This is a genomic window from Sulfurospirillum diekertiae (assembly GCF_002162315.1).
GTDB lineage: Bacteria > Campylobacterota > Campylobacteria > Campylobacterales > Sulfurospirillaceae > Sulfurospirillum.
This window is the reverse complement of the sequence record NZ_CP021416.1, coordinates 1,883,679-1,909,227: the sequence shown is the minus strand read 5'-3', so window position 1 is coordinate 1,909,227 and position 25,549 is coordinate 1,883,679. Positions and strand designations below refer to the sequence as shown.

Below are 25,549 nucleotides of genomic sequence, written 5' to 3'. Positions count from 1 at the left end.
AAGCTTTGCTTTAAAAGCGTATTGAAAGTCTATTAAATCAAGAGCACTAAGGATAACCATGGGTACTATTAGCGGAAAAGTATGGCACTTTGGCGATAACATCGACACCGATCTTATTATTGCGGCGAGGTATTTGAACACTTCTGATCCGAAAGAGCTTGCTAAACATGTTATGGAAGATGCAGATCCAGAGTTTGTCAACAAAGTCAAAGCGGGTGACATTATCGTTGCGGGTGAAAACTTTGGGTGTGGCAGTAGTCGTGAGCATGCTCCAATAGCCCTTAAAGCTGCGGGTGTGAGTGCGGTTGTTGCGAAGAGTTTTGCACGTATTTTTTACCGAAATGCATTTAATACGGGACTTCCTATTTTTGAACTGGCAGAAACTGATACCATCAAAGAGGGCGATACTATTGTTATTTCTATGGAGAGTGGTGAAGTGAAAAACGGTACAAAAATCTATAAATTTACCCCGATCCCCCTTTTTATGCAAGAACTTATTGGATGTGGCGGATTGATGAATTATGCTAAAAAAGAGATAATGAAATGAAAAAAACTTATAAAATAGCGGTGATTAGAGGCGATGGTATTGGTCCTGAGATTGTGGATGAAGCGATTAAAGTGCTTGATAGTGTCTGTTCCCATGAAAATTTTGAACTTCATTACGAAGAGTATCTTATGGGTGGCGTGGCGTATGATTTTAAAGGAACACCACTTCCCGATGAGACGATTGAAGGTTGTCTCAAAGCGGATGCTGTTTTGTTTGGCGCCATTGGTGGTCAAAAATGGGACACTTTGCCACGTGAGTTTCGCCCAGAGACGGGACTTTTAAAACTTCGTAAATCATTGAGACTTTTTGCAAATCTTCGTCCAACGGCTATTTTTGATGAATTGTTAGATGCCAGTACGCTTAAACCTGAAGTGCTAAAAGGGGTTGATCTTTTAGTAGTTCGTGAACTTATCGGCGGTATTTACTTTGGTGAACCTCGTGGTAATGATGGCTTTAAAGGCTACAACACGATGGTGTACACTAAGCCTGAGATCGAGCGTATCGCGCATGTTGCCTTTGAATCAGCGATGAAACGTCGCAAAGAGGTCTGCTCTGTCGATAAAGCGAATGTTTTGGAAGTGAGTCAACTTTGGCGTGATACCGTGAATGAAATCGCAAAAGAGTACCCTGAAGTAACCTTAACACATATGTATGTAGACAATGCTGCTATGCAACTGGTTCGTAACCCACGCCAATTTGACGTGATTTTAACGGGCAATATCTTTGGAGACATCCTTAGTGATGAGGCCAGTATGATTAGTGGTTCTATTGGCTTGTTACCGTCCGCTTCTATGGGGGGGAAAGTGGGCCTGTTTGAACCGATTCACGGCTCTGCTCCAGACATTGCAGGACAAGGCATCGCCAATCCTCTTGCCACCATTTTAAGTGCCTCAATGATGCTTCGTTTTGCACTCGGTGAAGAAAAAGCGGCAGATCGTATTGAAATGGCGATTAAAAAAGTATTGCATGATGGCTATCGCACCAAAGATTTAGCTAATTATGGTGCTAAGGAAGTGTGTTCAACGACACAAATTGGCTCTATTATCGCGGATTATGTAGCTAAAATATGAAAACACTCACGCTCGCTTCGATCTACGAACTCCAAGGTCTCAAAAACGAGGCTTTGGATATTTACAAAGAGTTATTGCGTGAAAATCCTGACAATAAAGAGGCAAAAATTGCTATCAAACGTCTTTCAGGGATTCGCAAAAAGTATTTGGGTGTAGATGAAGAGATGAAGAAATTTTTTTTAACAATGAACTCAGAAGTGGAATTTTTAGAATTTGAAAGGTGGTTGGTAAAGCTATGGAATTAAAAGATATGATTCTCTCAACGCTCAAAGAGCTTGAAGAGGTAGTACCCAAAGAAGAGCAACAACAAACACTTCAACCACCGCGTATACGTGAACCTGAACCTGAAATTGGTTCTTTTGAACCAGAGCCACTGTTAGAACTTAATGAAGAGATCAACATGATCAAAGCGTATGGTATGCCTCAGGAGAGTGAAGAAGAGTCTTGCCATGAGAGCCAAAAACAGTTTTATATGAACCTTAGAGAGCGTATTTTGGTACTTTTTGAAGGGTTCCAATCCCCCAATAATCGAAATATAGAAGCCAAAATAGATTTGACACTCAATTTTTTAGAGTACCTTTTAGCAACGATTGACGAACAACTGGAGCAGATGGAAGCCACGAAAAAATGAAATTAAATTGCGTTTTCCCTGCGCATTTTGATCAACAAATACAAAATGCTATTGCATTTTTGAAGCCCTACACCAAGCGAGCTTATTTGGTAGGGGGCAGCGTGCGTGACCTCTGTTTAGATGAACCTTTGCACGATTTAGATATCGAAGTCTATGATATTGCCCCCGAGGCATTTGATCGCTTAATGACACGCATGGGTGCAGTGGGTGTGGGGAAAAGTTTTTTTGTCTATAAGCTTGGCAATATCGATTTTTCACTGCCTCGTGTTGAGCACAAAAGCGGTGTTGGACATACTGCCTTTGAAGTTGCTATCTGTCAAGATGAAAAAGAGGCATCAAGGCGTCGTGATTTTAGTGTGAATGCGATGATGCTGAATATCTTTAGCGGACAGTTGCTTGATTTCTGGGGTGGTAAAGAGGCGATTGCGCATAAGACGCTCTCTATCATAGATGAAAAAAGTTTTAGAGAAGACAGCCTTAGAGTGCTTCGTGCTATGCAATTTAGTGCACGCCTTGGCTTTAAGGTAGAGCCTCAAAGTGCGGAAGTGATGCGAAATATTGATCTAAGCGATTTGAGTCGTCCGCGTATTTTATGGGAGTTTGAAAAGCTCTTTCGCGCTTCCTTTTTGCACTATGGACTCTTTTACATGTATGAGCTTCGGCTCTTTGAAAAATGCTTTACATGTAAAGTTGAAAATCACTTTTTTGAAATTGCACGTGAATTGCTACGATACAAGCAAAATTTTGAAGAGGCACTTCGTCCTTACTATTTTGTTTATATCGTCGCAAATCGTTTAAAGCAAGATTCCTTACAATGGTTTAGGATGCTTGATGCACCCAATCATTATCTGCAAACCTTCAAGTATCAGCCTTTTTTTGAAGGGGAGATCAGCGATGAAATGCTTTTACATGTAAGCCTTGAATTGCCTCTTAAACTTTGGCTTGGAAATTACCGAAATGGTGTTAAAGAAAAAGCATGTAAACTTGGAATTTGGAATGAAATTTTTACAGGAGACGTCAGTGTCCAAGAGGTGATCCGTGATGGATTTGAAAAAGAAGCCATTAGGCATGAATTAAAACGAAGACGAATTGAAAAAATAAAACAGGTGTGTAAATAGATGGAAACAGCTAAAAATTATATTTTAAAAATTGATTGTTCGGATGAGAAGGGGTTGATTTACCGCATTGCGGATGTGGTATTTAAATATCAGCTGAACATTATCAAAAATGATGAGTATGTTGACAGAGAAAACGGTAAATTTTTTATGCGTGCGGAGCTGAGTGGCGAAGTCAACATGAACGAATTTCAAGGAACGCTTCAAGCGATGTTGCCAGCGCATGCGGAGATTTATGTAGCAGAAGCACGCAAAAAAGACATCATCTTAATGGGTACAAAAGAGACACATTGTTTGGGTGATATTTTACTAAAGCATGATAGTGATGATCTCAATGCAAACATTTTAGCGATTGTTTCGAACTACGAAGATTTAAGAGATTTGAGCAATAAATTTAACATTCCCTTTCACTGTGTCAGCCATGAAGGATTGAACCGAGCCGAACATGAGACAAAAGTCTTGGAAGTGTTGGCACAATACACGGTAGATTATATTGTTCTAGCCAAATATATGCGCATTTTATCCAGTGAATTTGTAGGGCATTATGACGAGCGAATGATCAACATTCACCACTCATTTTTACCAGCTTTTGTGGGGGCAAATCCTTATAAACAGGCATTTGCAAGGGGTGTTAAGATCATTGGAGCCACCGCGCACTTTGTCAACAATAACCTTGATGAAGGTCCAATTATCGCGCAAGATGTCGTACGTGTGAATCATGAAATGACATGGCGTGATATGCAACGCGCAGGTCGTAATGTGGAAAAAGTGGTGCTCTCCAATGCCCTTGATTTGGTTTTTGAGGAACGTATTTTCGTTCACGATAACAAAACAATTATATTTTAATTTTGACACGTATATTGGGCAAAGCCCGACATACTACGTTAGCCACTGGGGCACTAAAGCTAGCCTCTGATGAGGCAGAATTATTCGGTTTGTGCGCTTTAGTAGATCGAAGAAAGTTTTTTGTTATTTAGGAGATTATTTTATGTTTAACATCGTTTTAGTACACCCTCAAATCCCGCAAAATACGGGGAGTATTGGTCGAATGTGCGTTAATGCCGATTGTAAATTGCACATCATTAAGCCGACCATGTTTGAGATCAGTGATAAGAGTGTGAAACGTGCAGGGCTAGATTATTGGCATCTGTTGGATGTGACGGTTTGGGAAAATTTAGATGATTTTTTAGAAGCACACAAAGACAAATTGGAACGTTTCTTTTTTGCTACAACCAAAACAAAGAAAACTTATTTTGAAGCCTCTTTTAAACCAGGAGATTTTCTCTTTTTTGGAGGTGAGTCCACAGGGCTTCCGATGGAATTGATGAAAATGAAATGGGAAAATGCCATAACCATTCCGATGGGCAAAAACGGCAGAAGTTTGAACCAAGCGACTTCGGCTGGCATTATTCTATACGATGCCATTCGTCAAAATTTTGAAACGTTTAAATCAACCTCTTGGTCATAAACTATTAAAGGCGACACCATGAAAATAAGCGTAATGCTTCTACTCAGCTTTCTACCCCTTTTTGCCAGTGCAGCCATGAATATCACAACCAATGAGCAAGTTTCACAAGCATTAACGCCTGATGTTTTACGTGCCCAGATTGGTTTTGAAGAGCAAAACAAAAGTGCTGATGCGATTAAAGAACATCTTAATGTCATTGTTGCTTCGGTTAAGCAGTTTGACCCTAAAGGTGAATTTTGTCGTGGCGGTGGTTATTATCTTGTTCCTCGTTACACCTATAAAGATCAAAAGCAGATTTTTAATGGCTACGGTGGAACGCTCTCTTTTGGGTGTGATTTTAAGTCTATTGATCATTACAATGCTCTCTTAGTGGCAATTCAGAAAGTTAAAGCGCCAAGTGTTCTCATCAATCAAAGTGCCCTAACATGGGAAGTGAGCCTGAAAACTCGCAATAGCACACGTCTTGCGATGCGTGCCTCTTTGTTACAAACAGCGAGCGAACAAGCAGCCTTTTTTTCAAAAGAGATGAAGATGCACTGCGAGATAAGTGCGGTTACTTTTGAAGGAACTGAGCCTCAACCTGTCATGATGAAGAGTATGCTCTCTCGAGCAAATGCCTCTTTAAAAGAAGAGTCTGTTCCTACCGAAGAGCCTATCATGCACGATGAAACCCTCTCTTTATCGGCAACTGTTAATTATACGTGTGCAGTTAAGTAATCGATTTTGGTAAAGTTTTGAGTTTGAAAATTCACGATATTCTTTTCATCGGAGCGGGAGCAAGCGCTTTGATGGCAGCCTCACACTTGCAAGGACATGATGTTGCCTTGGTGGATGTTAATCCTAAAATAGGGGCAAAATTATTGATCTCTGGTGGTGGAAAATGCAATCTTACCAATCGTTTTGCAACAACTGATAATTATCTGGGAGATCAAGCGTTTATTGCGCCCGTTCTCTCTTCCTTTGATGCTACATCTACGCTTTCATTTGTCAAAGAACACCACCTGAGCATAGAAGAACGTGATCATGGACAAATCTTTTGTGCCAACAGTGCTAAAGAGTTGGTCTCCATTTTTGGACGTTTGACTTCGTATTGTACGTTTTATCTTTCCACTAAGGTTTTACATGTAACGAAAAATGAGCATTTTTGTGTCACGACCGATAAAGGTGAAATTCACGCCAAAAAAGTAGTCGTTGCCAGTGGAGGGCTGAGTTATGCAAGCATTGGTGCGAGTGATATTGGCTACAAAATTGCAGAGTCTTTTGGACATAGCTTTGTAACTCCTTCTCCTGCACTTGTCGGATTAACGCTTCAAAAAGAGCAATTTTGGATGAAAGAACTCAGTGGTATTGCTTTGCCTGTCACCCTACATGTAGAAGGGAAACGCTTTAGCGAGAATCTTCTGTTTGCCCACAAAGGCATTAGTGGTCCTGCTGTTTTGAGTGGTTCGTTATATTGGAAAAAAGGGAATATCACGATTGACTTTTTGCCACACGTCAAGAGTATGGAAGCTTTATTGAAAGAACAGAGTAAAAAGCAGATTATTACAGCACTTGGACTTCCTAGACGTCTGATTAAGGCATTTTTGGATGCTATGGGTATGGAAGATAAGGTGCTTTCCAAATTGACGGCTCACGAGCGAGAATTACTCTGCTCTTTAAAGTCGTACACCTTTGCACCTGCTGGAAATTTTGGCTATACCAAAGCTGAAGTGACGAGAGGCGGTGTAAAAACAGATGAAATTGATGCGCATAGCTTTGAGAGTCAACGCTGTAAAGATCTCTATTTTATCGGTGAAGTGCTTGATGTAACAGGAGAATTAGGCGGTTTTAATTTTCAATGGGCATTTGCTTCTGCTTCCTTTCTTGTCAAAGCAATTATTTGATACAATAAGTCACTTCATAGAAAAGGGTGTGTGTGAATAGAGAAGTTTTGATGCCATTTCGCAACCTTAAAATGGTTCTGTCCATTATTTTTATAGTTGCATTCTCACTCTTATCGCTTATTATTTATTATTTTGATACTTTGGAAACTGAAGAAGAGCGTGCTAAAGTCTATACGACTGCGGTAAACTACAGTTATGACATTAAATTAAATCTCGAACATGCTCTCTCCTCAACCCACACACTTCAAGCACTGCTAAGCCAAAATGATGATTTTTTTATACGCAATTTTGAAAGAGTTTCGAAAAATCTTTTATCTGAATACCCTGGTGTCATTGAGCTTGCTATTGCACCTGCTGGTGTCATTGCTCAAGTTGCGCCTCTTCACGGTAATGAAAAAGCACTTGGACTGAATTTATTTGAAATAGAAACTCAAAAAAAAGAGTCATTTCTAACACGAGACAGTGGTAAACTGACCTTAGCGGGTCCTTTGGAGCTTGTGCAAGGCGGTATTGGTTTAGTCGGCCGTTTACCGCTTTTTGAAGATGAAACGAAAAAAGAGGGTTTTTTAGGGTTTGTTCTAGCCGTTATACGTATTTCAGAAATTTTTGATACAGTGAAAGGTGCACATTTAGAACACGAAGGACTCTCTTATGAAGTATGGCGTGTGCACCCCGATAACAAAACGAAACAGATCATTGCTAGCACAAGCCATTCTTCATTGATTGATCCTGTGATTTATACCTTTGAAGTCCCTAACAATACATGGACAATTAGCATGGCTCCAACAAAAGGATGGAATAATTCACCTGTTTTGATGGTACGAGAACTCATGGCATTTGTTTTCGCATTGATGTTAGTCTCTATGGTAAAACTATTTATTGATCTAAAGATGGCTAAAGTTGCTCTAGAATCCAAAGTGCTTCAAACAACAGATGAAAAAAATGTACTTGCGCGCCAATTAGAAATTGTTTTAAATGCTATTCCTGACCTTATATGGCTTAAAGATCCTAATGGCATCTATCTTATGTGTAATAAAGCATTTGAGCGTTTATATGGAGCAAAAGAAGAGGATATTATTGGCAAAAGTGATTATGATTTTGTGGACTATCAGCAAGCCGATTTTTTTAGAACACATGATATTATTGCAATGGATGCGCATCAATCTGTTCGTAATGAAGAAGAGCTCAGTTTTAAAGGCGATGGGTACAATGGCTTTTTTGAGACAATTAAAACACCTATCTATGATCAAAATAGTGATCTTATAGGCATACTTGGTATTTCACGCGATATTTCTATACGCAAAGAAAATGAAGAAAAAATCCAAAAACTTGAGTATTTTGATCCTCTTACCTCATTGCCCAATAAACTTCAATTACACTTGCGTCTTGAGCATGATCTTAACATTGCACAAAAACAAAATGAAAAGTTAGCAGTTTTATTTATTGACTTTGACCATTTTAAAAATATTAATGACACGCTAGGGCATGCTGTGGGTGATCAACTGTTGGTCAAAGTTTCGAATCGCTTGAAGACTCTTTTACGCCAAGTGGATACCCTTTCACGTCAAGGCGGCGATGAGTTTGTGGTTGTATTACCTGGTGTAAGCGTTGACGATACGGTGCATATGGCAAAACGACTTCTTCAAGCGATTGAACAGCCGATTAAGATTGCTGATAATGAGTTGATTATAACTGCTTCGATTGGTATTGCGCTTTATCCTGATGATGGGACAGATATTGATACCCTTTTTAAATGTGCTGACGCAGCAATGTATTTAGCAAAACAAAATGGCAGAAACAGTTATCGTTTCTTTACTTCTGAAATTCAAAGCCGTTCCGCTCGCATTTTAAGCTTAGAAAATGCACTACGTTATGCGCAAGTGAGAGGAGAACTTAGTCTGCATTATCAGCCGCAAGTTTCACTTTGTGATGGCAAAATTGTAGGAGTGGAAGCACTGCTTCGTTGGCATCATCCTGAGTTTGGTATGATTTCACCTTGCGAATTTATCCCTATTGCCGAAGAGAGTGGACAGATACTTTTGATTGGTGAATGGGTGATGCGTACTGCAGCTAAGGCTATGAAAGAGTGGCTTGATATTGGATTTCCAGCGATGAGTGTGGCCGTTAATCTCTCCGCTGTTCAATTTCACCATGCGCATCTTTCCAAACTTGTGAGTTCAATCATTGATGAGGTCAATCTTCCTGCGTGCTATTTTGAGATTGAATTGACAGAGAGTGTGACAGCACAAAACCCTGTTCATGCGATTGCGACGATGAATGAGCTTAATGCAAAAGGAATTCGTCTTTCTATCGATGATTTTGGCACGGGGTATTCATCGCTCAGTTATTTGAAGCGCTTTAAAGTCTATAAGCTCAAAATTGATCAGTCCTTTATTCGCGATATTAGTATTGACCCAGAAGATCGTGAAATCGTTAAAACGATTATTGCCTTGGGTAAGAGTTTAGGTTTGAAAACCATTGCAGAAGGTGTTGAGACTAAAGAGCAATTGGACTTTTTAAAAGAAAATGGATGTGATGAAGCTCAAGGGTATTACTTTAGCAAACCCTTGAATGTCACCGATCTTGAGGCGTTATTGAAACACCCCGAAATTATTTTGCGTAAGAACAGCAATAATCCGCAATAGATTTTACATGTAACGTAAAACTTGAGTTTGCAGGCACTTCAAATGTTGCTTGAGAGTGAATGATCAAAGGCTCTTTTTGGTTAGGAAGTTCGACGCTCAATTCACCACTTAAAAATTCCATAACTTCGGCAGCGCCAGTGTTAAAAGTATAGTCACCTACTTGCATACAGCCAAGGGTTTTGGTCGTGCCATCTTCAAATTTCACGGTATAACTAACGACTTTACCATCAAAATAGATATTGGCTTTTTTGACGACAGTCACATTTTTAAATTCCATTGTTTTCCTTTATTGGGTTAAGTAAGATCTCATAATTATAATAACTTTTGGCTTGTAATTTCTTTTTCATTCTGTTTCTATATAATGTTGCATCTAAAAACTTTGGAGTGTGTTTGATGATGAAAATAGCCGAGTTAATTAGTGGATACGAAAAGTTTAAAGATACCAAATTTAAAAAGTATGAAAATAAATTTTTGGATCTTGTGAAAAATGGTCAAAACCCTAAGGTTTTATTTATTGCGTGTAGTGATTCTAGAGTGGATCCCTCGTTAATTACACTCTCATCTCCTGGCGATCTTTTTGTGCTTCGAAACATTGGCAACTTCGTTCCTCCTTTTGCACCCGATAATGACTTTCACGCAACCGCCGCAGGGATTGAGTATGCTGTTTCTGTTTTGGGTGTTACAGACATCGTGATTTGTGGACACTCCCATTGCGGTGCCATTGAAACGATGTATACCAACATTACGGACATTAATTTGGTGCATGTTAAAAAGTGGTTAGAGTTAGGATTGGATGCTAAAAATTATGTGACACAAAAATTGAGTAAAGATGTCAGCCATGCTAAAAGGCTTGAATTAACCGAAAAAATTTCACTGCTTTTCCAATCGAAAAATCTTTTAACCTACCCAGATGTGGAACGTCGTGTTCATGCGGGCGAGCTTTTCATTCGTTCATGGTACTACCATCTTGAAACAGGAGACTTAGAGTATTTTAATACGGAATCGGGCGAGTTTGAACCCATGATTGGAAGTGAAAATTAATGCAAAGTCACAAATATTGATCCGTTGGGTTCTGCTTTTTATCCCGCTCTTACTCTCAGCTCTTGAGTTTAAAGTGGCAACGTACAATGTTGAAAATTTGTTCGATGCTCAAAATGACGGCAGTGAGTATGAAGAGTACAAACCCAACACTAAACATGGTTGGAATGAGGCAATGTTGCAGATCAAGATTGCCAATATTGCTCGTGTCATTACCGACATGGATGCGGACATTATTGCCCTTGAAGAGGTTGAAAACAAAGCTGTTCTTCAAAAGTTAAATACCGCTCTTGGAAATAAAGCGTATCCGTATCTGTTTTATCCCAACAAAAAAGAACGCGTGAACATCGAAACGGCACTTTTATCACGTTTCCCTATTGAAAAAACATCATCCATTTTTATTAAAGATCAAGCGCGAGGTATTCATCGCATTACCCTTAAAATCGATAATAAGCGCTTAGATGTTTATATCAACCATTGGCCTGCGCAAAAAGAGAAAGAAGAAGAGAGGCTTTTATATGCAACGACATTGCATAATGTTCTACTAAAAGAAGAGGGCAAAGAGTATCTTCTTCTAGGAGATTTTAACTCACCGTATCAAGTACAAAAAGATTGGGGTATGGGCTTAGTGACTATTCTTAATGCTGGAGACAAAAAAAGTACATTGTACAACCTTTGGTATGATCTGCCTGTAGAAAAACGCTATTCGCATAGTTACGGCAAACAAAAAGCAACATTGGACCATATTATTATCCCCAAAACGTTAAGTGATGGAAAAGGGATTGATTATAATGAAGCGTCACTTGCCGTTTTTGTGCGCCCTTATATGCTCGATGAAAACAATAATCCAAAACGGTGGCAAATAAGCGATAGAGGAAGAGGGGTACACCAAGGTGAAGGCTTTTCGGATCACTTTCCCTTGACTGCAATTTTCCATACATCTTCATATTAGGTAAAAAAAATAACACCTTTTTAAGTCGAGTGCTTTTATAGTTACATCTTATAACTAACATAAAAGGATTCGATATGATATGTGCTGAAAAACTTCAACGTTTCATGATGGCAATAGTGCTCTTTGTTGCATGTTGTCTCATGAGCGCAGGCTCCATTTATGGCACGATATTGCTTGGATTTGTCATCGCAATGATTCTTGTATGGGCCATTACCGATTTTTGTCCTTCCATTTGGCTCTTTTCAAAGCTCGTAGGACACTGTAAAAGCAGTCGTTAACTCTCAAGCTCCTTTACATGTAAAAGGACGATTTAACCAACACTAGGTTAAAATAGACCTAAATTATTTACATGTAAAGGTCAATCAATGATCAAACCCCTTTTGATAGAAATAGGCGTCGAAGAACTTCCTGCAATCCCTTTTTTGAAAGAACTCCCCAATATTGAAACACTCTGGCTTGATATTTTAGAAAAAAATGCTCTGGGCTGTGAGTTTAACTTTTATTACACTCCTAGACGTTTAGTGCTTTGGCATGAAGCATTTCCTACTGAACAAGAGGAACGTGAAGAAGAGTTTTTTGGAGCGCCTCTTTCTGTTGCCCTTAAGGAAGGCGTACCAACACCTGCTGCACTTGGATTTGCTAAAAAATGTGGTGTTGATTTTAGTGAAGTTTCCCGTGCGACGAAAGATGGTAAAGAGGTGCTTTACTATAAAAAAACCATTGCAGGTCAAAACTCAAAGCTCCTTCTTAAAGAGATGATTGAAAGTTTTATCAAAGGGCTGAATTTTGGAAAGTCCATGCGTTGGGGCTTTTTGGAAGAGCATTTTATTCGTCCTATTCGCTGGGTGGGTTGTATGTTAGGCGATGAGCATGTACCTTTCTCCCTTTTTGGCGTAGAATCAACGCCTTTTTCGTATCCACATAGAACTATTTCGTATGAGCCTTTTGCGTACATGTTTGCAGGTGATTATTTTGATAGACTGGCTGAGCGCGGTGTTGTGCTTTACCCAACCAAACGTAAAGAGATCATTTTAAATGATTTTAAAGCGATTGAGAAAAAAGAGAGTATTCACATCGAAATTGATGAAGAGCTTTTAGCGGAAGTTGTAGCGATTACAGAGCATCCAAAAGCATTGATGGGTAGTTTTGAAGAACGATTTTTACGTCTACCACCTGAAGTGATTATCACGTCCATGAAAGAGAATCAACGTTATTTTCCTGTCTTCAAACAGGGTAAACTCACCAATCATTTTATTGTTGTTTCCAATGCGATCAGCGATGATTATGACTTAATCGTAAGAGGTAATGAAAAAGTGCTTCGCGCACGTCTTTCTGATGCGCTTTTCTTCTTGGACAATGACCTTAAACATGGGTTGAGTTACGAAGGATTGAAAGACATCACTTACCTTGATGGTTTGGGTTCACTGCTCGATAAAGAGCTTCGTGAAAAAGAGATCACAACGTACCTTATTTCAAAATATCAAACAACCCTTCTTTCTCAAAATGCCCGTCTTAATGCTTCAACCTTGAAAGCACTGATGGACAAATCTGTGATGTACAGCAAAAGCGATCTTTTAAGTGAGATGGTTTATGAATTCACGGAACTTCAGGGCTTAATGGGGTATTACTATGCGAATGCGGCACACGAAGATGAGCTTTTGGCATTGTCTCTCAAAGAGCAGTATCTTCCCAATTCAGAGGAGAGTGCGCTTCCTAGTACACTTTTTAGCGCGATTGTTGCGCTTTCTTCAAAGCTTGATTCCCTCATTGCGCTCTTTAGCATCGACAAAATTCCAACAGGCAATAAAGACCCGTATGCGCTTCGTCGTGCGGTGAATGGTATCATCAAAATTGTACTAGATCAGGGTATTGCCTTTGATATTAAAAGCGATCTCAAAGCATTAAGTGCATCGTATAAAGCATTTGATTTTGAAGTGTTAGAGACCTTTTTCTTGGAACGTATGTACCAATTCTTTGATGTCAACCCTTCAATTATTTCAGCGGTCATTAGCAGTGGTGAACGTGATATTGTGAAACTTTCACAAAAGATTAAAGCACTCGCAAGTATTGTTCAAGACGATGGTTTTAAAGAGATGTTTTCAACGTTTAAACGGGTCGCAAACATTATCAAAAATATGGACGTTTCCCTTGAAACACCTGTCAATGAAGCACTCTTTGACAATAGTTATGAAAAAGAACTTTACGCTGCTTTCAAAGTGGTTATTGCTAAAAACTATGCTTCATTTGAAGAAAATCTTGATGCTCTTTTTGCACTAAAACCCCAAATTGATGCCTTCTTTGACAATGTGATGGTTAATACAGAAGATGTAAAAATAAGAGCAAATCGTCAAAATCTTATTGCATCCGTTTATAATGCTTTTAAATCAATTGCGGATATTAAAGAGATTAGTATTTAACTTCGTTGCCGTGAAAGCACTGTTGAAGTGCTTTCTCCTTTTATGTAAAATAGAGTATTAAGGTTAAATTTGGCATAATTTGGTAAAATTATTTTTACAAAACTAATGAAAGATTGCCAAAATAGATGTCTGTCAGTAAACGAATTCGTTATTTTAAACAACTTGCTATCTTACTAACCATCTTTTGGACACTTTTAACAACCGTTTTTGTGGTATATCAGTTTTATAATGAAGAAAAGCATATTGAAGAAAACTCGCTAGAACGCATTAAAGGTGTTGCTGAAGAGTCTCTTGCCTTTGTTTTTTGGGTTTATGAGCAAAAAGCGAAAGCGATGAATGATGATGAACGCTACAATTTTCGAACGAATTTTTCACTCAAAGATCTTCTTGCCTTACTTGCAAAACAGAGCAGTATGGAATTTGATATTGCACCTGTTTCCAAAGACTTTACACATTCTGCTTTAAAACCTTCTCTCAAACAAGCCTTTCAAAATGTTAAAAATGAGCACCATGATAGTTTTGCTCTTTATGAAGATAAGGGTATCAAACACCTTTTCTATGTGAAGCCTATGTTTGCCAATAATGCGTGTATTTCTTGTCATGTGCATAGTGAATCTGCCATTGGTGATTTGCTAGGGTTTACGACTATTCAGATGAAAGTCCCTACATTTAAAAATGCAAATCCCCAGAGTTATTATTTTCTCATCATCACTTATTTGGGAACATGGCTTTTGGGTCTTTTTGCCATTTGGTGGATCCATGCACGTGGCCGCAATTACCTGAATGAAAAAACAAAGATGTATGAAGAGAGTATGTATGCGCTCATCGATATGATGGAAAAACGTGATAGTTACACGGCAGGTCATAGCCAAAGAGTTGCAGAGTATTCTAAAATGCTTGTTCTTGAAATGGACTACAGTGGCGATGATGTTGATTTTATTTATAAAGCGGGAATGTTGCATGACATCGGCAAAATTGAAATTCCTGATGCGATTTTACTGAAGCCCGATAAACTAACGTCCATTGAGTATTCTCTCATTCAGCGCCATTCAACAGCAAGTTATGAACTCCTTTCCCGTGAACCTTTTTCAGGGCTTGCCCATGTCGTGTTGCATCACCACGAACGTTATGATGGCATGGGGTATCCTGATGGCTTAAAAGCCGACCAAATTCCTTTCTTTTCACAGATTATTACGGTAGCAGATGCTTTTGATGCAATGACAACCAATCGCGCTTATCGTAAAAGCTTAAGCAGGCAAGAGGCTTTTGCTATTTTGGAAGAAGAGAAAGGCAAACAGTTTAACCCTTATATTGTGAATGTGGCAAAAGTGGTTTTTGCCAACGTGAACCTTCCTAAAAATACCACGCAAATGCCCAAGGATTTACTGGAAGAGATGCGTTTTTCCTACTATTTTCGCGATCAATTAACAAGCTTTTACAATGTTAATTACCTGAAATTTATTTTTGCCCATGCGGGTGATTGTCAGTTGAAAATTTTAAGTGTAGATCATCTGAATTGCACTAATTTTTCCTTATATAATAAAAAATATGGCTGGAAAAAAGGTGATGAATTCTTGTGTTTAATTGCTAAAATGATTGGTGAACTGTATCCTGAATCTATCATTGTAAGAGCGTATAGTGATAATTTTTTGGTTTTACATGTAAAAGAAAACGAGCAACAGATGAACTACTCTAAAATTGATGCATTAGTGACTGAACACGAACTTGTCATGGTGTATCAGCATATTGATTTAGAGATTGATGAGCATTTGACATGGGAAATATTAGAAGATAAACTACTTCGTTTATAGAACACTGTATAATTGTATCTACAAACTCTATTAAAAAGAGGCTTCAATGCATTTTACTACGTGTCCACTAGACTGTTTTGATGGGTGTAGTATTGCTGTGAGCAAAGAGCTTAAGCTCAAAGGCAATAAAGCTCACCCGATTACACAAGGCTATCTCTGCCACCACCTTAATCACTTTCATACCTTTGAACGCATTGAAGAGCCACGCTATTTGGGTCAAAGTATCAAAATGGAAGAAGCCCTTACCATTCTTCAAGAGAAATTAAACACATACGAACCCTCTCGTACACTCTTTTTTAAAGGGAGTGGAAACTTAGGTATTATGCAAGGTGTTACCAAACAATTTTTTGCTTCGCATCGTGCAGTGCTAGCTTCTGGCTCACTGTGTGATGAAGCAGGGGATGCGGGTGTTTGTGAGGGAAGAGGTGCTAATTTATGCCTTTCGCCTTTACATGTAAAAGATGCAGAGGTTGTTATTTTGTGGGGACGAAATCCTACGGTGACAAACTCACATATGCTTCCTTCTTTAAAGGGTAAGACACTTATTGTCATTGACCCTGTCAAAATTGACCTCTCCCATCATGCTGATCTTCACATTCAAATTAAACCACGGGGCGATCTATATTTAGCACTTTTACTCTGCCGATTGGTTGCTATGGAAGAGATGGAAGATTGCACTTTTTTGAATGAGCGAACACTAAATTATAAAGACTTTTTAGACTTTATCAGTGGTATTCCGATGCGAAAGCTACTTGATAAAGCCCACGTGAATTTGGATGAAATAGGTGAGTTACTTCATCTTATTAAAGGTAAAAAAGTTTCTATTTTAGTGGGAATTGGAGTGCAAAAATACAGCTTTGGGCACAGTGTTTTAAGAGCCATAGATGCACTAGGTGCCATGCTTGGACTGTTTGGTAAAGTAGGCTGTGGGGTTGGGTATCTTTCCAACAGTGGATTTGGTTACAGTTTACCGTTTAAAGTTGATGCAAAAAAAGAGCCTCTACCGATAGCTAATTTTGGGAAGTATGATCTGGTATTTATTCAAGGGGGTAACCCGCTTAACCAAATGCCTTGTACTTCTAAAGTGGAAGAGGGTCTGGATAAAGCGAAATGCATTGTTTATTTTGGTTTGCATGAAAATGAGACATCTGCGCGCGCCCATTTGATCATTCCCGCTAAAACATTTTTGGCAAAAGACGACGTCAAATTAAGCTATGGGCATCCCTTTGTGGGACGTATGCCAAAAATTGTCGAGAGCCCCATAGGCATTAGTGAGTATGCGCTCACGCAAATGTTATTGGCTGCTTTTGGGCATGACTCTTTGGAAAGTGAAGCGACGATTATTGAAAAAGTGATTGCTTCCAATAGCGTGGAAAAAGATGGCTTTTTAATCTCTAAAACCTATGAAGATTTACCGTATGAAAAGACGTTTTACACAAAAAGTGGGCAATTTGAATTCATGGACGAATTTGACGATGACTTTGAGGATGAAGAAGGTTTTTACTTGATTGCCGCAAAACAAAATAAATCGCTAAATTCACAGTTTGTGACCGATGAGTATCTCTATGTTCCTCTTTGTTTAGGCTTAGAGCAAGAAGAGCGTGTGCGACTTACCAACCGTTATGGCACATGTGAATATGCTGTCATGCCTACTGCTATACTTCGAGATGACTGTCTGCTCCTTTACAGTGGGGCAAAAAATGCCAATAGGCTTACCCCTCATGCAATGAGTCAAGAGGGAAATTGTGCAACATATCAAGAGATGAAAGTACGATTGGAAAAAGTGACATGACCGACACGGATATTTTACTGGATGATGCTCTTTTACTGGTAGAGCAGAACTTCTATTTTTTGCATATGGGAGAGTTTTTAGGCAGGCTTTCCAAAACGGAAGACCTAAGTGATCGAAGTTTGTTTGTGGTGAAAAAGTATGAAAATGATAAAGCCTACTATTTTAATGCGGAAATCATTCAAGAGCTTTTACTCAATGCCAGACAAACTAAAAAAGAAGAAATTTCACTCTTTGAATATTTTGTTGAATTCAATGCTTTTCGTGGTATTTGTATGGCAACAGTAGAGAGCTTACGATTTGAAAGTCCCTTTAAAGTTTTTATGCAAAAACTCTTTGGTGAACAGTATGAGAACTTTTTTGACATTGTCTCTTTTGTCCGCAATGTACTTTCGCATAACATTCACTCAGAAATTCGCCTCAATGAAAAAGATTTTGATGGAACGCTCAAACGTATTCGCAGAATGGGGCGCAAAGCGGATATGCATTTTGCGTTTCAATACTCGCTCAATCTCCCAGAGCTAGGTGCTCCCAATGATGCTTATATCTTTACATGTAATATTGATTTTGAAAGTCTTGAAGAGGGAATGCCCTTTTTGGACATTCTTTCCATGTGGGATCTTTTAATGCTCAGTGAGCTCTGTTTTAATTTAGTGATGACGTATCGGATGAAAGAGGAAAAAGCGTTACAAGAGGAAGATGAAGAGGTCTGGGCAGAATAAATTCTGCCCAGAGTAAAGATTATACTGCTTCGTTATCAAGCTCACCGGTTCGAATACGAACACTTTTTTCAATGTTAGAAACAAAGATCTTTCCATCACCGATTTTACCCGTACGTGCACTTTTAACGATGACATCGATGACTTTGTCAACGAGATCATCAACAACAACGACTTCAATTTTAATTTTTGGTAAGAAGTCAACGACATACTCAGCGCCTCTGTAAAGCTCTGAGTGTCCTTGTTGTCTTCCATAACCTTTTACTTCACTCACTGTCATACCTGTGATATCAAGCTCTGCTAAAGCATCTTTAACATCTTCAAGTTTGAATGGTTTGATAATTGATTCGATTTTTTTCATATTAGATCCTTATTATCTTAAGTTAAAAGCTTTTTCGCCGTGCTCTACTTCATCCAAACCTTGTGACTCAGCTTCTACGCTTACTCTTGCACCACCTGTTAAGATAGACGCGATTTTAAAGACAATTGCAGTAGCAATCGCTGTGTAAACGATGGTTACAATGATACCTTCGATTTGAATCATGACTTGCTCTGCATTTCCGTAGAGTAAACCTTTACCAAGTTCGTTAACTTCTGGGTTTGCAAAAATACCCGTAGCAAGTGCGCCCCAGATACCTGCAACACCATGGATACCGAATGCATCCAATGAGTCATCGTATTTAAGTGCTTTTTTCAAGCCATTGACACCGTAGAACGCTACAATACCAGCAACTGCACCAATGATAAGTGAAGCGCTTGTATCAACAAAACCTGCTGCTGGAGTGATCGCAACAAGACCTGCTACGATACCAGAAGCGATACCAAGCAATGTGAATTTTTTATAAGTGATGTATTCGATGATCATCCAAGCAAGTGCTGCAACTGCTGCTGCTGTATTGGTGACAAGGAATGCACTCGCTGCAATACCATCCGCTCCAAGTTCGCTACCTGCATTGAATCCGAACCAACCAAACCATAACATACTTGCGCCAAGTACTGTAAGTGTTACAGATGAAGGGAACATTGCTTTACCATAATCTGCACGACGACCTAGCATTAATGCTACGACTAAGCCAGCAACACCTGCATTGATATGAACAACCGTACCACCTGCAAAGTCAAGAACGCCAAGTTTTGATAAGAAACCGCCGCCCCATACCCAGTGAGCAATAGGAGCATACACTGCTAAGATCCAAATAGCCGCAAAAACGATCCAAGTTGAAAACTTTAATCTCTCGATAATAGCACCACTTGCAAGAGCAACCGTAATACCTGCAAAGGTCATTTGGAACGCTACAAAAAGAAGGACAGGAATGCTACCAGTTGCCCAAAGGTCAGTTACTTTGATGCCGCTTAAAAAGAGGCTATCAAAACCGATAACACCACCAATATCTGTACCAAACGCCAAGGTGTAACCCGCTACAACCCAAACAACGGCTGCAACGATATACCCCATAACACTCATTGCAATCGTGTTAAGCAAGTTTTTAGAGCGAGACATACCGCCGTAAAAAAGTGCCAAACCCGCTGGTGTCATAAACATGACGAGTGCGGTTGCTGTTAAAACCCAAGCAGTGTTTCCCACGTCAAGGGTTAAAACCTTTTCAGCAACATCTGCTGCTGCTTCAGTAGCCGCTTCTTCTGCAGCCCACAATGTTGATAAAGGCAACAATGTTGCGAGAGAAAGTAGTTTTCTCATGAATTCCTCCTAAAATGTTGAACTGATGAAATTGTATCACTTAGACGATTTTAATATACTCAGCTAAATGATTAAAATTTAATCAGTTTTTAAAAAGAAGAATTTTTCATGCAAATTTTTAACAACAAGCTATAATATCGATCTAAAATAAAAGAGGAATATAAACAACAATGAATAACATGTTATGGTTATCCGCAGGACTTTTTTCTTATCGCCTTATTTACCTCTAAAAATCGTACCTATACTTCTAGGACTGCGTCTATTGGTGCGGTCGTTATTTTTCTTTATATGGTACTCAGTGCGTGTTATATTGTTTCCAACTATTTTACGGGAGAGGGCATTAACGATGCCGTTATTTTCCATCTTCGATATGGGCTGGATGGCTCTGGATTTGCTGATTATTATTTAATCATAGCAGTAGGAATTGGACTATTGATCAGCAGTTTAATGCTCTCTGTTTTTTACTATCGAATGCTTAAAAATAGTGTTCTCTCTGAGCATCAAAAGCTGAAACGTGTTATTTCAACGGTGTCGTTGATAGTGGCTTTAATCATCCACCCAACAGTACGCTTTTTAGGTGAGAGTGCGCTTAGTGTCCTTGGGGTTGAAAATCCTTTGAGCCTTAAATATAATTTTTCAGATTATTATAAAACAGCTTCATTATCGGCTATTAGCGAAAATCACCCTAATCTTGTTTATATTTTTGCAGAGAGTTTCGAAGATACCTATTTTGATGAAAAAATATTTCCCTCTTTAGTCACCGCTTTACGTCCAATAAGAGAGCAGAGTATCTCCTTTACGCAGATTAAACAAGCATGGGGAACCAGTTGGACGATTGCAGGAATGACATCGGTGATGTGTGGACTGCCTCTAGTGACCCCTTCACGAAACTCAGACTCTCCTCAAGGCAATTCTATGTCTAAGATGAGTACATTTTATTCAGGTGCTGTGTGTATGAGTGATATGCTCCATAAAGAAGGCTATAAACTCATCTACCGCAGTGGTTCCCCTTTGGAGTTTGCAGGTGTTGATAAACTCTATAAAACCCATCAGTTTGATGATATAAAAGGCATTAAAGAGCTTAAACCTTTACTTTCAAATCCAAGTTATCAAACACCATGGGGATTGTATGATGATACCCTGTTTGATATTGCGATGAATGATTTTAAAAAATACTCCAAAGGCAAACAAAAATTTGCGATGTTCCTCTCTACTATGGATACGCATCATCCTTATGGGCATGTCTCAAAAAGCTGCAAGGCACAAGAGTATAAAGATGGCAGCAATTCCATGCTCAATGCGGTGATTTGTTCGGATGAGTTAATTGCAAAATTTATTAAGCAGATTCAAGATTCACCTTATGGTAAAAATACAATTATTGTCGTTGGCTCAGACCATCTTGCGATGCACAATATGGCAATTGATGATCTTATGAGAGGAGAACGTCGCGATCAATTTATGATCATTGATCCGCGTCTTAGCCATGGCGATAAGATTGAGAAGACGGGGAGTACCCTTGATATCAGTGCGACACTTTTACCTTTTCTCGGATACAAAGCCAGTGTGGGTTTAAGCAGAGATCTTTTGGGCGATGAGCCTTCCTTGATGGAAGAATTTAAAGATGTAGATAAACTTTTAAATGCGTGGTCCAATGAGATTAGTCGTTTTTGGGAGTTTCCAAAAATAGAGAAAGAGTTAGTCTTAGATACGACAAAAAACAGTCTTAAAATAGGCTCAACCCTTTACAAATTCCCGATTTTATTGCATATAAGTGAAAATTTGGAAGTAAGCCCTTTCTTTGAAGTCAAACTCAAGTTTTTTGAGACAGTCAAGCTTTTTGGGTATTTACATGATTACCATGCTGAAGATGCGTTTTTATGGGTGGATAAATGTTCACGTATTAATACATTAAGCAGTGAAAATAATGTATCGCTCAAAGGTAAATATTGCTTTGCTTTAGGAAAATTAGGTGGCGAGATAACAACAGAAGTCCTTAGTACCGAAAAGAAGCTCAGTTTAGAGCTCTTAAACCAAACATTAACCCTTCCTTCTGAGGAAGAAAAAGCGATCCAAAGACGTGAAAGTCTAATGCAAATTAAAGAGAAATAAGTGATTATCTCTCTTTACATGTAAAAAGATTTTCGTCTCTTTTAAGATTTGAATTTTTGGAGTTCATTATTGAGATTTTCATTCATACGGTGAAGATCTTCGGATGCTTTCGATATATTTTCAATACTGCAGACATTTTCGTGTGAAAGAATATTGACTTTTTCAACTTCTTCGACCATATGATTGATTTTCCCTGAGGTAAAGATAAAACTATCGACGGTTTGCGCTGTATTGGCAATCGTCTCTTGTATAATAAGATCAATATCGTTGATGCTTTCTTCTAACTCCAACGAAAGGGTTACAAGATTATGCACTTCATGCGCATTTTGGGCAATATCGGTGTTGGCATCCATAATAGATTGAACAACCACATTAACAGTCGCATCAATCGCGATCAGACTTTTTTGTGTGCTCTCGGCTAATTTTCGCACTTCATCAGCAACCACAGCAAAGCCACGCCCGTGCTCTCCAGCCCGTGCTGCTTCAATGGCAGCATTGAGCGCTAAAAGATTAGTTTGTTCTGCAATCGTGTGGATAATGCCTAAAATATCTCTAATTTCATTGGTATTATGGCTCACATGATTGAGTTTTTCCGCCAAGTCTTGTTCTTTTTGTGCGGTTATTTGCATGGTGTGTTCTAACGTATCAAATTTTGTTTTAACACTGTGCATCTCTTTTGTGTTTTTTTCTAAAACGATATGGGATGATTTGACCTTATCGACAGAATTTTCAATGGCGTGTGTGAGGGCATTTCCTTCCTCTTTTGTGGTGAGAATAATTTTTGATTCTGCTTCAACATTGCGCACCATCTCTGAAGTATTTTTTGAAAGTTGTTGCGAGATAGAAAAATTCTCATGACTAATGATTTTAGAATTGGTGACAATTTCGTGCAGTTTTGCAATGAAAGTATTAATGTACGATGACACCTTTCCAAATTCATCATTTCCTATGACTTCAAGCCTTTGGCTAAGATCACCATGTGCACTTGAAAGTTCATAAGCAATGTTGCCTAATCTATCAAGCGGTTTTAAAAGAGCTTTCATTAAAAAGACAATGATAACAATAGAACCAAAAAGCATCAGCGTACCCATGAGAAAAAGCTTTTGTATTTGTAAATTTAAAAAAGAGTAAGACGTTGATTTATCAAATGCAATCGCAATTCGCCAACCACTTTGAGCTGAAATGGTGGAGGCAAATAATTTATCGACACCGTCATAGGTATAGTTGAGGATACCCTCTTGTTTATCTTTAAATTGGTGTGTGAGGTTTGGAACAACACTGGCTAAATTTTTACCAATGAGTGCTTTATTAGGGTGAACAACAATCGTTCCCTTTGTATCGAGTAAGATGCCATAACCTCCCTCAAAGGTGATTTCAGAGAGGGTCTTCGTCAAAGAATTCAGCGCAATATCGACACCAAGAACACCTATAATGACACTGTTCTCATCAAAAATAGGGGTCATCATTGTGATCATCAGTGTTTTAGTCGCAGGATCTTCATATGCATCGGTGATACCAATTTTTTTACTTTCTTTTGCCTGCTTGTACCACGCTTGAGTGCGAGGATCATATCCTTGAGGTCTATTCTTCTCGCTTCCCCAGATCATGCCTCCATCTTCAAATCCTACATACGAATCAACTGCTCCAATGATTTTAGTCGTCTCTCCCAGTTTTTCAACCATATCGTGAAGGGTTCTGATGTCAATGTCTTTGTAATAGCGTGAAGCACTTTCGATGTTATTCTTTTTTGTACTCAACAGAAGATCTATATAGTCTTTAAAAGAACGCGATGCCATTGTTAGGCTTGATTCTATTTGATGAATGCTGTTCTCTTTGGTATCTTGATAGCTAAAGAGGCTAAAGGAGATAAGACTTAAAAACATTAAAACAGATACCGTCAGAATAATTTTCGTTTTAAATAGCACAGAGAACCTTTTTTGGAATTGTTCTGGTCATTTTAGTCTATAAAAAAAAACAAAACGGTTACCAAAAAAGGTAGTAGTTTAAAAAAGATGTGATGTTATAAGGATTAAGTTCGCTTAGTGAGGCGATCTCCATAGAGGTTGATGAAAAGCCCTGTAACGATTAAACAAGCCGCAATGAGCTTCCAACTGGGTAAGGCTTCTCCTACTAAAATGGCTGAAGCAGAAAATCCTACCACAGGTACTAAAAGCGTAAAAGGAGCAACGGTCGTGGCTGGGTAACGACTCAGCAACCAACTCCAAACACCAAAGCCAAAAAAATGTGACAGGATAAGCAAGATACACAATAGCGCCAATACTTTTGAAGGTGAGATGTGTGAATATTCCCAAGTTCCACAGATGCGATTCAAAGATATAGGAGAGTGCTAGTAAAAACGGAAGCGAGATGAAACTTCCCCAGACAACAAGACTAAGCATATCCACTTTACCAATCTGTTTGGAGACAAGATTGCCAATCGCCCATGAAAGAGCCGCACATTCGACCAATACAAGCCCCAAGAGATTGACATCACCACCGGTGTGAAAACCCACAAATACGATACCAGAAAATGCAACCATCGCACCAATGGTTTTAGCCATAGTCATCTTTTCTTTGATGAAAATGACCGCTAAAATGGCGGTAAAAAAGACTTGGGTTTGAAGGGCGAGCGAAGCAATACCCGAACTTACCCCTGAGTACATACCTGAAAATAAAAAGGCAAAGTCCAGTATAAACATGCTCAATGAATAATAAAAGAGCATTTTCCAAGAGGTGTTTTGAGGGCGCTTGAAAAAGAAGACCGCTGGAAACGCAACAAAAAAGAAACGTAAAAACGTGAGCAAGAGGGGAGGTAATTCTTGAAGAGCGACTTGAATCACTACAAAATTAACTCCCCAGATGACAACGACACTGAGTGCAAGTAAGATATGTCTAGGAGGCATTTATCACAACGCTTAACGGTTGTTACTGGCGAGTTTAATGCCAAAAGCAATCAGCGCAATACCTGCAAGACGTGTTGCTATTTTACGCGCAAGAGGGAAAGTTTTGAGTTTATGCGCTAACGTATTGCCCAAAAGGACTAAAAGCGTTTGATATACAAGGCTGATAAGGCTTACATGTAAAATCATAGCACCAAGTGTTACACTGGAAGCATCCGGGCGTAAGAAAAGCGGAAAAAATGCTACAAAGAAGAGCATGACTTTTGGGTTGGTGATGCTTACAAAAAAGGCCTGTTTAAAATAAATCAAGGCTGACTTTTTGGGTTCTACTTTTCCTGTCTCTGGTTCAATTTTAGAACGAAGCAAACCAATTCCTAACCAACATAAGTAGCCTGCACCAAAATATTGAAGAATTTCAAACAAAAAAGGATTTTGTTGCATAATAGCTGCAAGTCCTGCTAGAGCAGCTATCATAAAGGCAAAATCACCTAAGAGTGTTCCAAAAACAGCACCAAGTCCTGCTTGAATACCATTACGAGCCGTCGCATTCAAAATTGCAATGGTTCCCGCACCCGGTATCAGTTGAAAAACTAAAATCGCAGCTATAAAGCTGTAATAGTTTTGAATGTCAAACATACAAACCCCTTATTAAATTTTGGATTATTGTACTATGATTCGAACAAAAGCATTGCTTATTTTTCGTCCCTTTTTTGTCCAACCTTTTGTCTATAATATAAAGGTAGAGAATTGCTTGAT

24 protein-coding genes and 1 pseudogene are annotated in these 25,549 nt (G+C 38.9%); 18 read left to right on the top strand and 7 right to left on the bottom strand.

The window, feature by feature from the left end:
* The first annotated feature begins 58 nt into the window (after positions 1–58).
* From Sdiek1_RS09695 to Sdiek1_RS09650, 10 genes are all read left to right on the top strand, one after another.
* Positions 59–547: a 3-isopropylmalate dehydratase small subunit gene (locus Sdiek1_RS09695; RefSeq protein ID WP_087438928.1), complete on the top strand. Its 489-nt coding sequence runs from the start codon at positions 59–61 to the stop codon at positions 545–547.
* A complete protein-coding gene (leuB, locus tag Sdiek1_RS09690) occupies positions 544–1,617 on the top strand; it encodes a 3-isopropylmalate dehydrogenase (protein ID WP_087438927.1) in 1,074 nt (357 codons plus the stop codon). The genes Sdiek1_RS09695 and leuB overlap by 4 nt, the downstream gene beginning before the upstream one ends.
* Positions 1,614–1,862 (top strand): tetratricopeptide repeat protein, encoded by a 249-nt coding sequence (locus Sdiek1_RS09685; protein ID WP_087438926.1) that lies wholly within the window; start codon positions 1,614–1,616, stop codon positions 1,860–1,862. The genes leuB and Sdiek1_RS09685 overlap by 4 nt, the downstream gene beginning before the upstream one ends.
* Positions 1,853–2,248, top strand: coding sequence for a CiaD-like domain-containing protein (locus Sdiek1_RS09680; protein WP_087438925.1), 396 nt, complete (start codon positions 1,853–1,855; stop codon positions 2,246–2,248). Before Sdiek1_RS09685 ends, Sdiek1_RS09680 begins: the two co-directional genes overlap by 10 nt.
* Entirely contained in the window at positions 2,245–3,366 is a 1,122-nt protein-coding gene (locus tag Sdiek1_RS09675) for a tRNA nucleotidyltransferase/poly(A) polymerase family protein (RefSeq protein WP_087438924.1), read from the top strand. Before Sdiek1_RS09680 ends, Sdiek1_RS09675 begins: the two co-directional genes overlap by 4 nt.
* Positions 3,367–4,209 (top strand): formyltetrahydrofolate deformylase, encoded by an 843-nt coding sequence (gene purU, locus Sdiek1_RS09670; protein ID WP_087438923.1) that lies wholly within the window; start codon positions 3,367–3,369, stop codon positions 4,207–4,209. It abuts the gene before it with no gap.
* A gap of 142 nt (positions 4,210–4,351) precedes the next feature.
* Positions 4,352–4,831 (top strand): tRNA (cytidine(34)-2'-O)-methyltransferase, encoded by a 480-nt coding sequence (locus tag Sdiek1_RS09665; RefSeq protein WP_087438922.1) that lies wholly within the window; start codon positions 4,352–4,354, stop codon positions 4,829–4,831.
* Positions 4,832–4,849: 18 nt separating this feature from the next.
* A complete protein-coding gene (locus tag Sdiek1_RS09660; RefSeq protein ID WP_087438921.1) occupies positions 4,850–5,548 on the top strand; it encodes an SIMPL domain-containing protein in 699 nt (232 codons plus the stop codon).
* Between the two features lie 23 nt (positions 5,549–5,571).
* Positions 5,572–6,714: a BaiN/RdsA family NAD(P)/FAD-dependent oxidoreductase gene (locus tag Sdiek1_RS09655; RefSeq protein ID WP_087438920.1), complete on the top strand. Its 1,143-nt coding sequence runs from the start codon at positions 5,572–5,574 to the stop codon at positions 6,712–6,714.
* Between the two features lie 32 nt (positions 6,715–6,746).
* The gene (locus Sdiek1_RS09650) at positions 6,747–9,359 is read left to right on the top strand and encodes a bifunctional diguanylate cyclase/phosphodiesterase (RefSeq protein ID WP_087438919.1); all 2,613 of its coding nucleotides are present in this window, start codon (positions 6,747–6,749) and stop codon (positions 9,357–9,359) included.
* On the opposite strand, the gene ppnP is transcribed toward Sdiek1_RS09650, so the two are convergent.
* Positions 9,325–9,636, bottom strand: a complete 312-nt coding sequence (ppnP, locus tag Sdiek1_RS09645) for a pyrimidine/purine nucleoside phosphorylase (protein ID WP_087438918.1) — start codon at positions 9,634–9,636, stop codon at positions 9,325–9,327. The two genes, Sdiek1_RS09650 and ppnP, sit on opposite strands and share 35 nt — an antisense overlap.
* Positions 9,637–9,755: 119 nt before the next feature.
* On the opposite strand from ppnP, the gene Sdiek1_RS09640 reads away from it, so the two are divergent.
* The 7 genes from Sdiek1_RS09640 (at position 9,756) to Sdiek1_RS09610 (ending at position 18,088) form a co-directional block, all read left to right on the top strand.
* Positions 9,756–10,400, top strand: a complete 645-nt coding sequence (locus Sdiek1_RS09640) for a carbonic anhydrase (protein ID WP_087439877.1) — start codon at positions 9,756–9,758, stop codon at positions 10,398–10,400.
* On the top strand, positions 10,390–11,349 hold the full coding sequence (locus Sdiek1_RS09635) for an endonuclease/exonuclease/phosphatase family protein (protein WP_192866737.1): 960 nt from the start codon (positions 10,390–10,392) through the stop codon (positions 11,347–11,349). Before Sdiek1_RS09640 ends, Sdiek1_RS09635 begins: the two co-directional genes overlap by 11 nt.
* Positions 11,350–11,423: 74 nt before the next feature.
* Complete coding sequence (locus tag Sdiek1_RS09630) at positions 11,424–11,627, top strand: phosphoribosylaminoimidazole synthetase (RefSeq protein WP_087438917.1); 204 nt, start codon at positions 11,424–11,426, stop codon at positions 11,625–11,627.
* A gap of 87 nt (positions 11,628–11,714) precedes the next feature.
* Entirely contained in the window at positions 11,715–13,766 is a 2,052-nt protein-coding gene (gene glyS, locus Sdiek1_RS09625; RefSeq protein ID WP_087438916.1) for a glycine--tRNA ligase subunit beta, read from the top strand.
* A gap of 125 nt (positions 13,767–13,891) precedes the next feature.
* Positions 13,892–15,577 carry a bifunctional diguanylate cyclase/phosphohydrolase gene (locus Sdiek1_RS09620; protein WP_087438915.1) on the top strand — a complete coding sequence of 562 codons (1,686 nt, stop codon included), beginning with the start codon at positions 13,892–13,894 and terminating at the stop codon, positions 15,575–15,577.
* A gap of 46 nt (positions 15,578–15,623) precedes the next feature.
* Positions 15,624–17,369, top strand: coding sequence for a molybdopterin-dependent oxidoreductase (locus Sdiek1_RS09615; protein ID WP_087438914.1), 1,746 nt, complete (start codon positions 15,624–15,626; stop codon positions 17,367–17,369).
* Complete coding sequence (locus Sdiek1_RS09610; RefSeq protein ID WP_238098928.1) at positions 17,321–18,088, top strand: hypothetical protein; 768 nt, start codon at positions 17,321–17,323, stop codon at positions 18,086–18,088. Before Sdiek1_RS09615 ends, Sdiek1_RS09610 begins: the two co-directional genes overlap by 49 nt.
* A 19-nt stretch (positions 18,089–18,107) precedes the next feature.
* On the opposite strand, the gene Sdiek1_RS09605 is transcribed toward Sdiek1_RS09610, so the two are convergent.
* A complete protein-coding gene (locus tag Sdiek1_RS09605; protein WP_087438912.1) occupies positions 18,108–18,446 on the bottom strand; it encodes a P-II family nitrogen regulator in 339 nt (112 codons plus the stop codon).
* Positions 18,447–18,458: 12 nt separating this feature from the next.
* Positions 18,459–19,784 carry an ammonium transporter gene (locus Sdiek1_RS09600; RefSeq protein ID WP_087438911.1) on the bottom strand — a complete coding sequence of 442 codons (1,326 nt, stop codon included), beginning with the start codon at positions 19,782–19,784 and terminating at the stop codon, positions 18,459–18,461.
* A 174-nt stretch (positions 19,785–19,958) separates the two neighbouring features.
* Here Sdiek1_RS09600 and Sdiek1_RS09595 point away from each other — a divergent pair, with 174 nt between their 5' ends.
* A complete protein-coding gene (locus Sdiek1_RS09595; protein WP_501207410.1) occupies positions 19,959–21,893 on the top strand; it encodes a sulfatase-like hydrolase/transferase in 1,935 nt (644 codons plus the stop codon).
* Positions 21,894–21,934: 41 nt separating this feature from the next.
* Here Sdiek1_RS09595 and Sdiek1_RS09590 read toward each other — a convergent pair whose 3' ends face one another.
* The 4 genes and pseudogenes from Sdiek1_RS09590 to Sdiek1_RS09580 all read right to left on the bottom strand — a co-directional run bounded on the left by Sdiek1_RS09590 (position 21,935) and on the right by Sdiek1_RS09580 (position 25,429).
* Positions 21,935–23,818: a methyl-accepting chemotaxis protein gene (locus Sdiek1_RS09590; protein WP_087438910.1), complete on the bottom strand. Its 1,884-nt coding sequence runs from the start codon at positions 23,816–23,818 to the stop codon at positions 21,935–21,937.
* A 104-nt stretch (positions 23,819–23,922) separates the two neighbouring features.
* Positions 23,923–24,153, bottom strand: coding sequence for an EamA family transporter (locus Sdiek1_RS15615; protein ID WP_369688466.1), 231 nt, complete (start codon positions 24,151–24,153; stop codon positions 23,923–23,925).
* Positions 24,154–24,691: 538 nt separating this feature from the next.
* Positions 24,692–24,796, bottom strand: a pseudogene (locus Sdiek1_RS15610) (hypothetical protein); the annotation flags it as partial.
* Positions 24,797–24,808: 12 nt separating this feature from the next.
* Positions 24,809–25,429: a LysE family translocator gene (locus tag Sdiek1_RS09580; RefSeq protein WP_087438909.1), complete on the bottom strand. Its 621-nt coding sequence runs from the start codon at positions 25,427–25,429 to the stop codon at positions 24,809–24,811.
* Between the last annotated feature and the right edge of the window lie 120 nt (positions 25,430–25,549).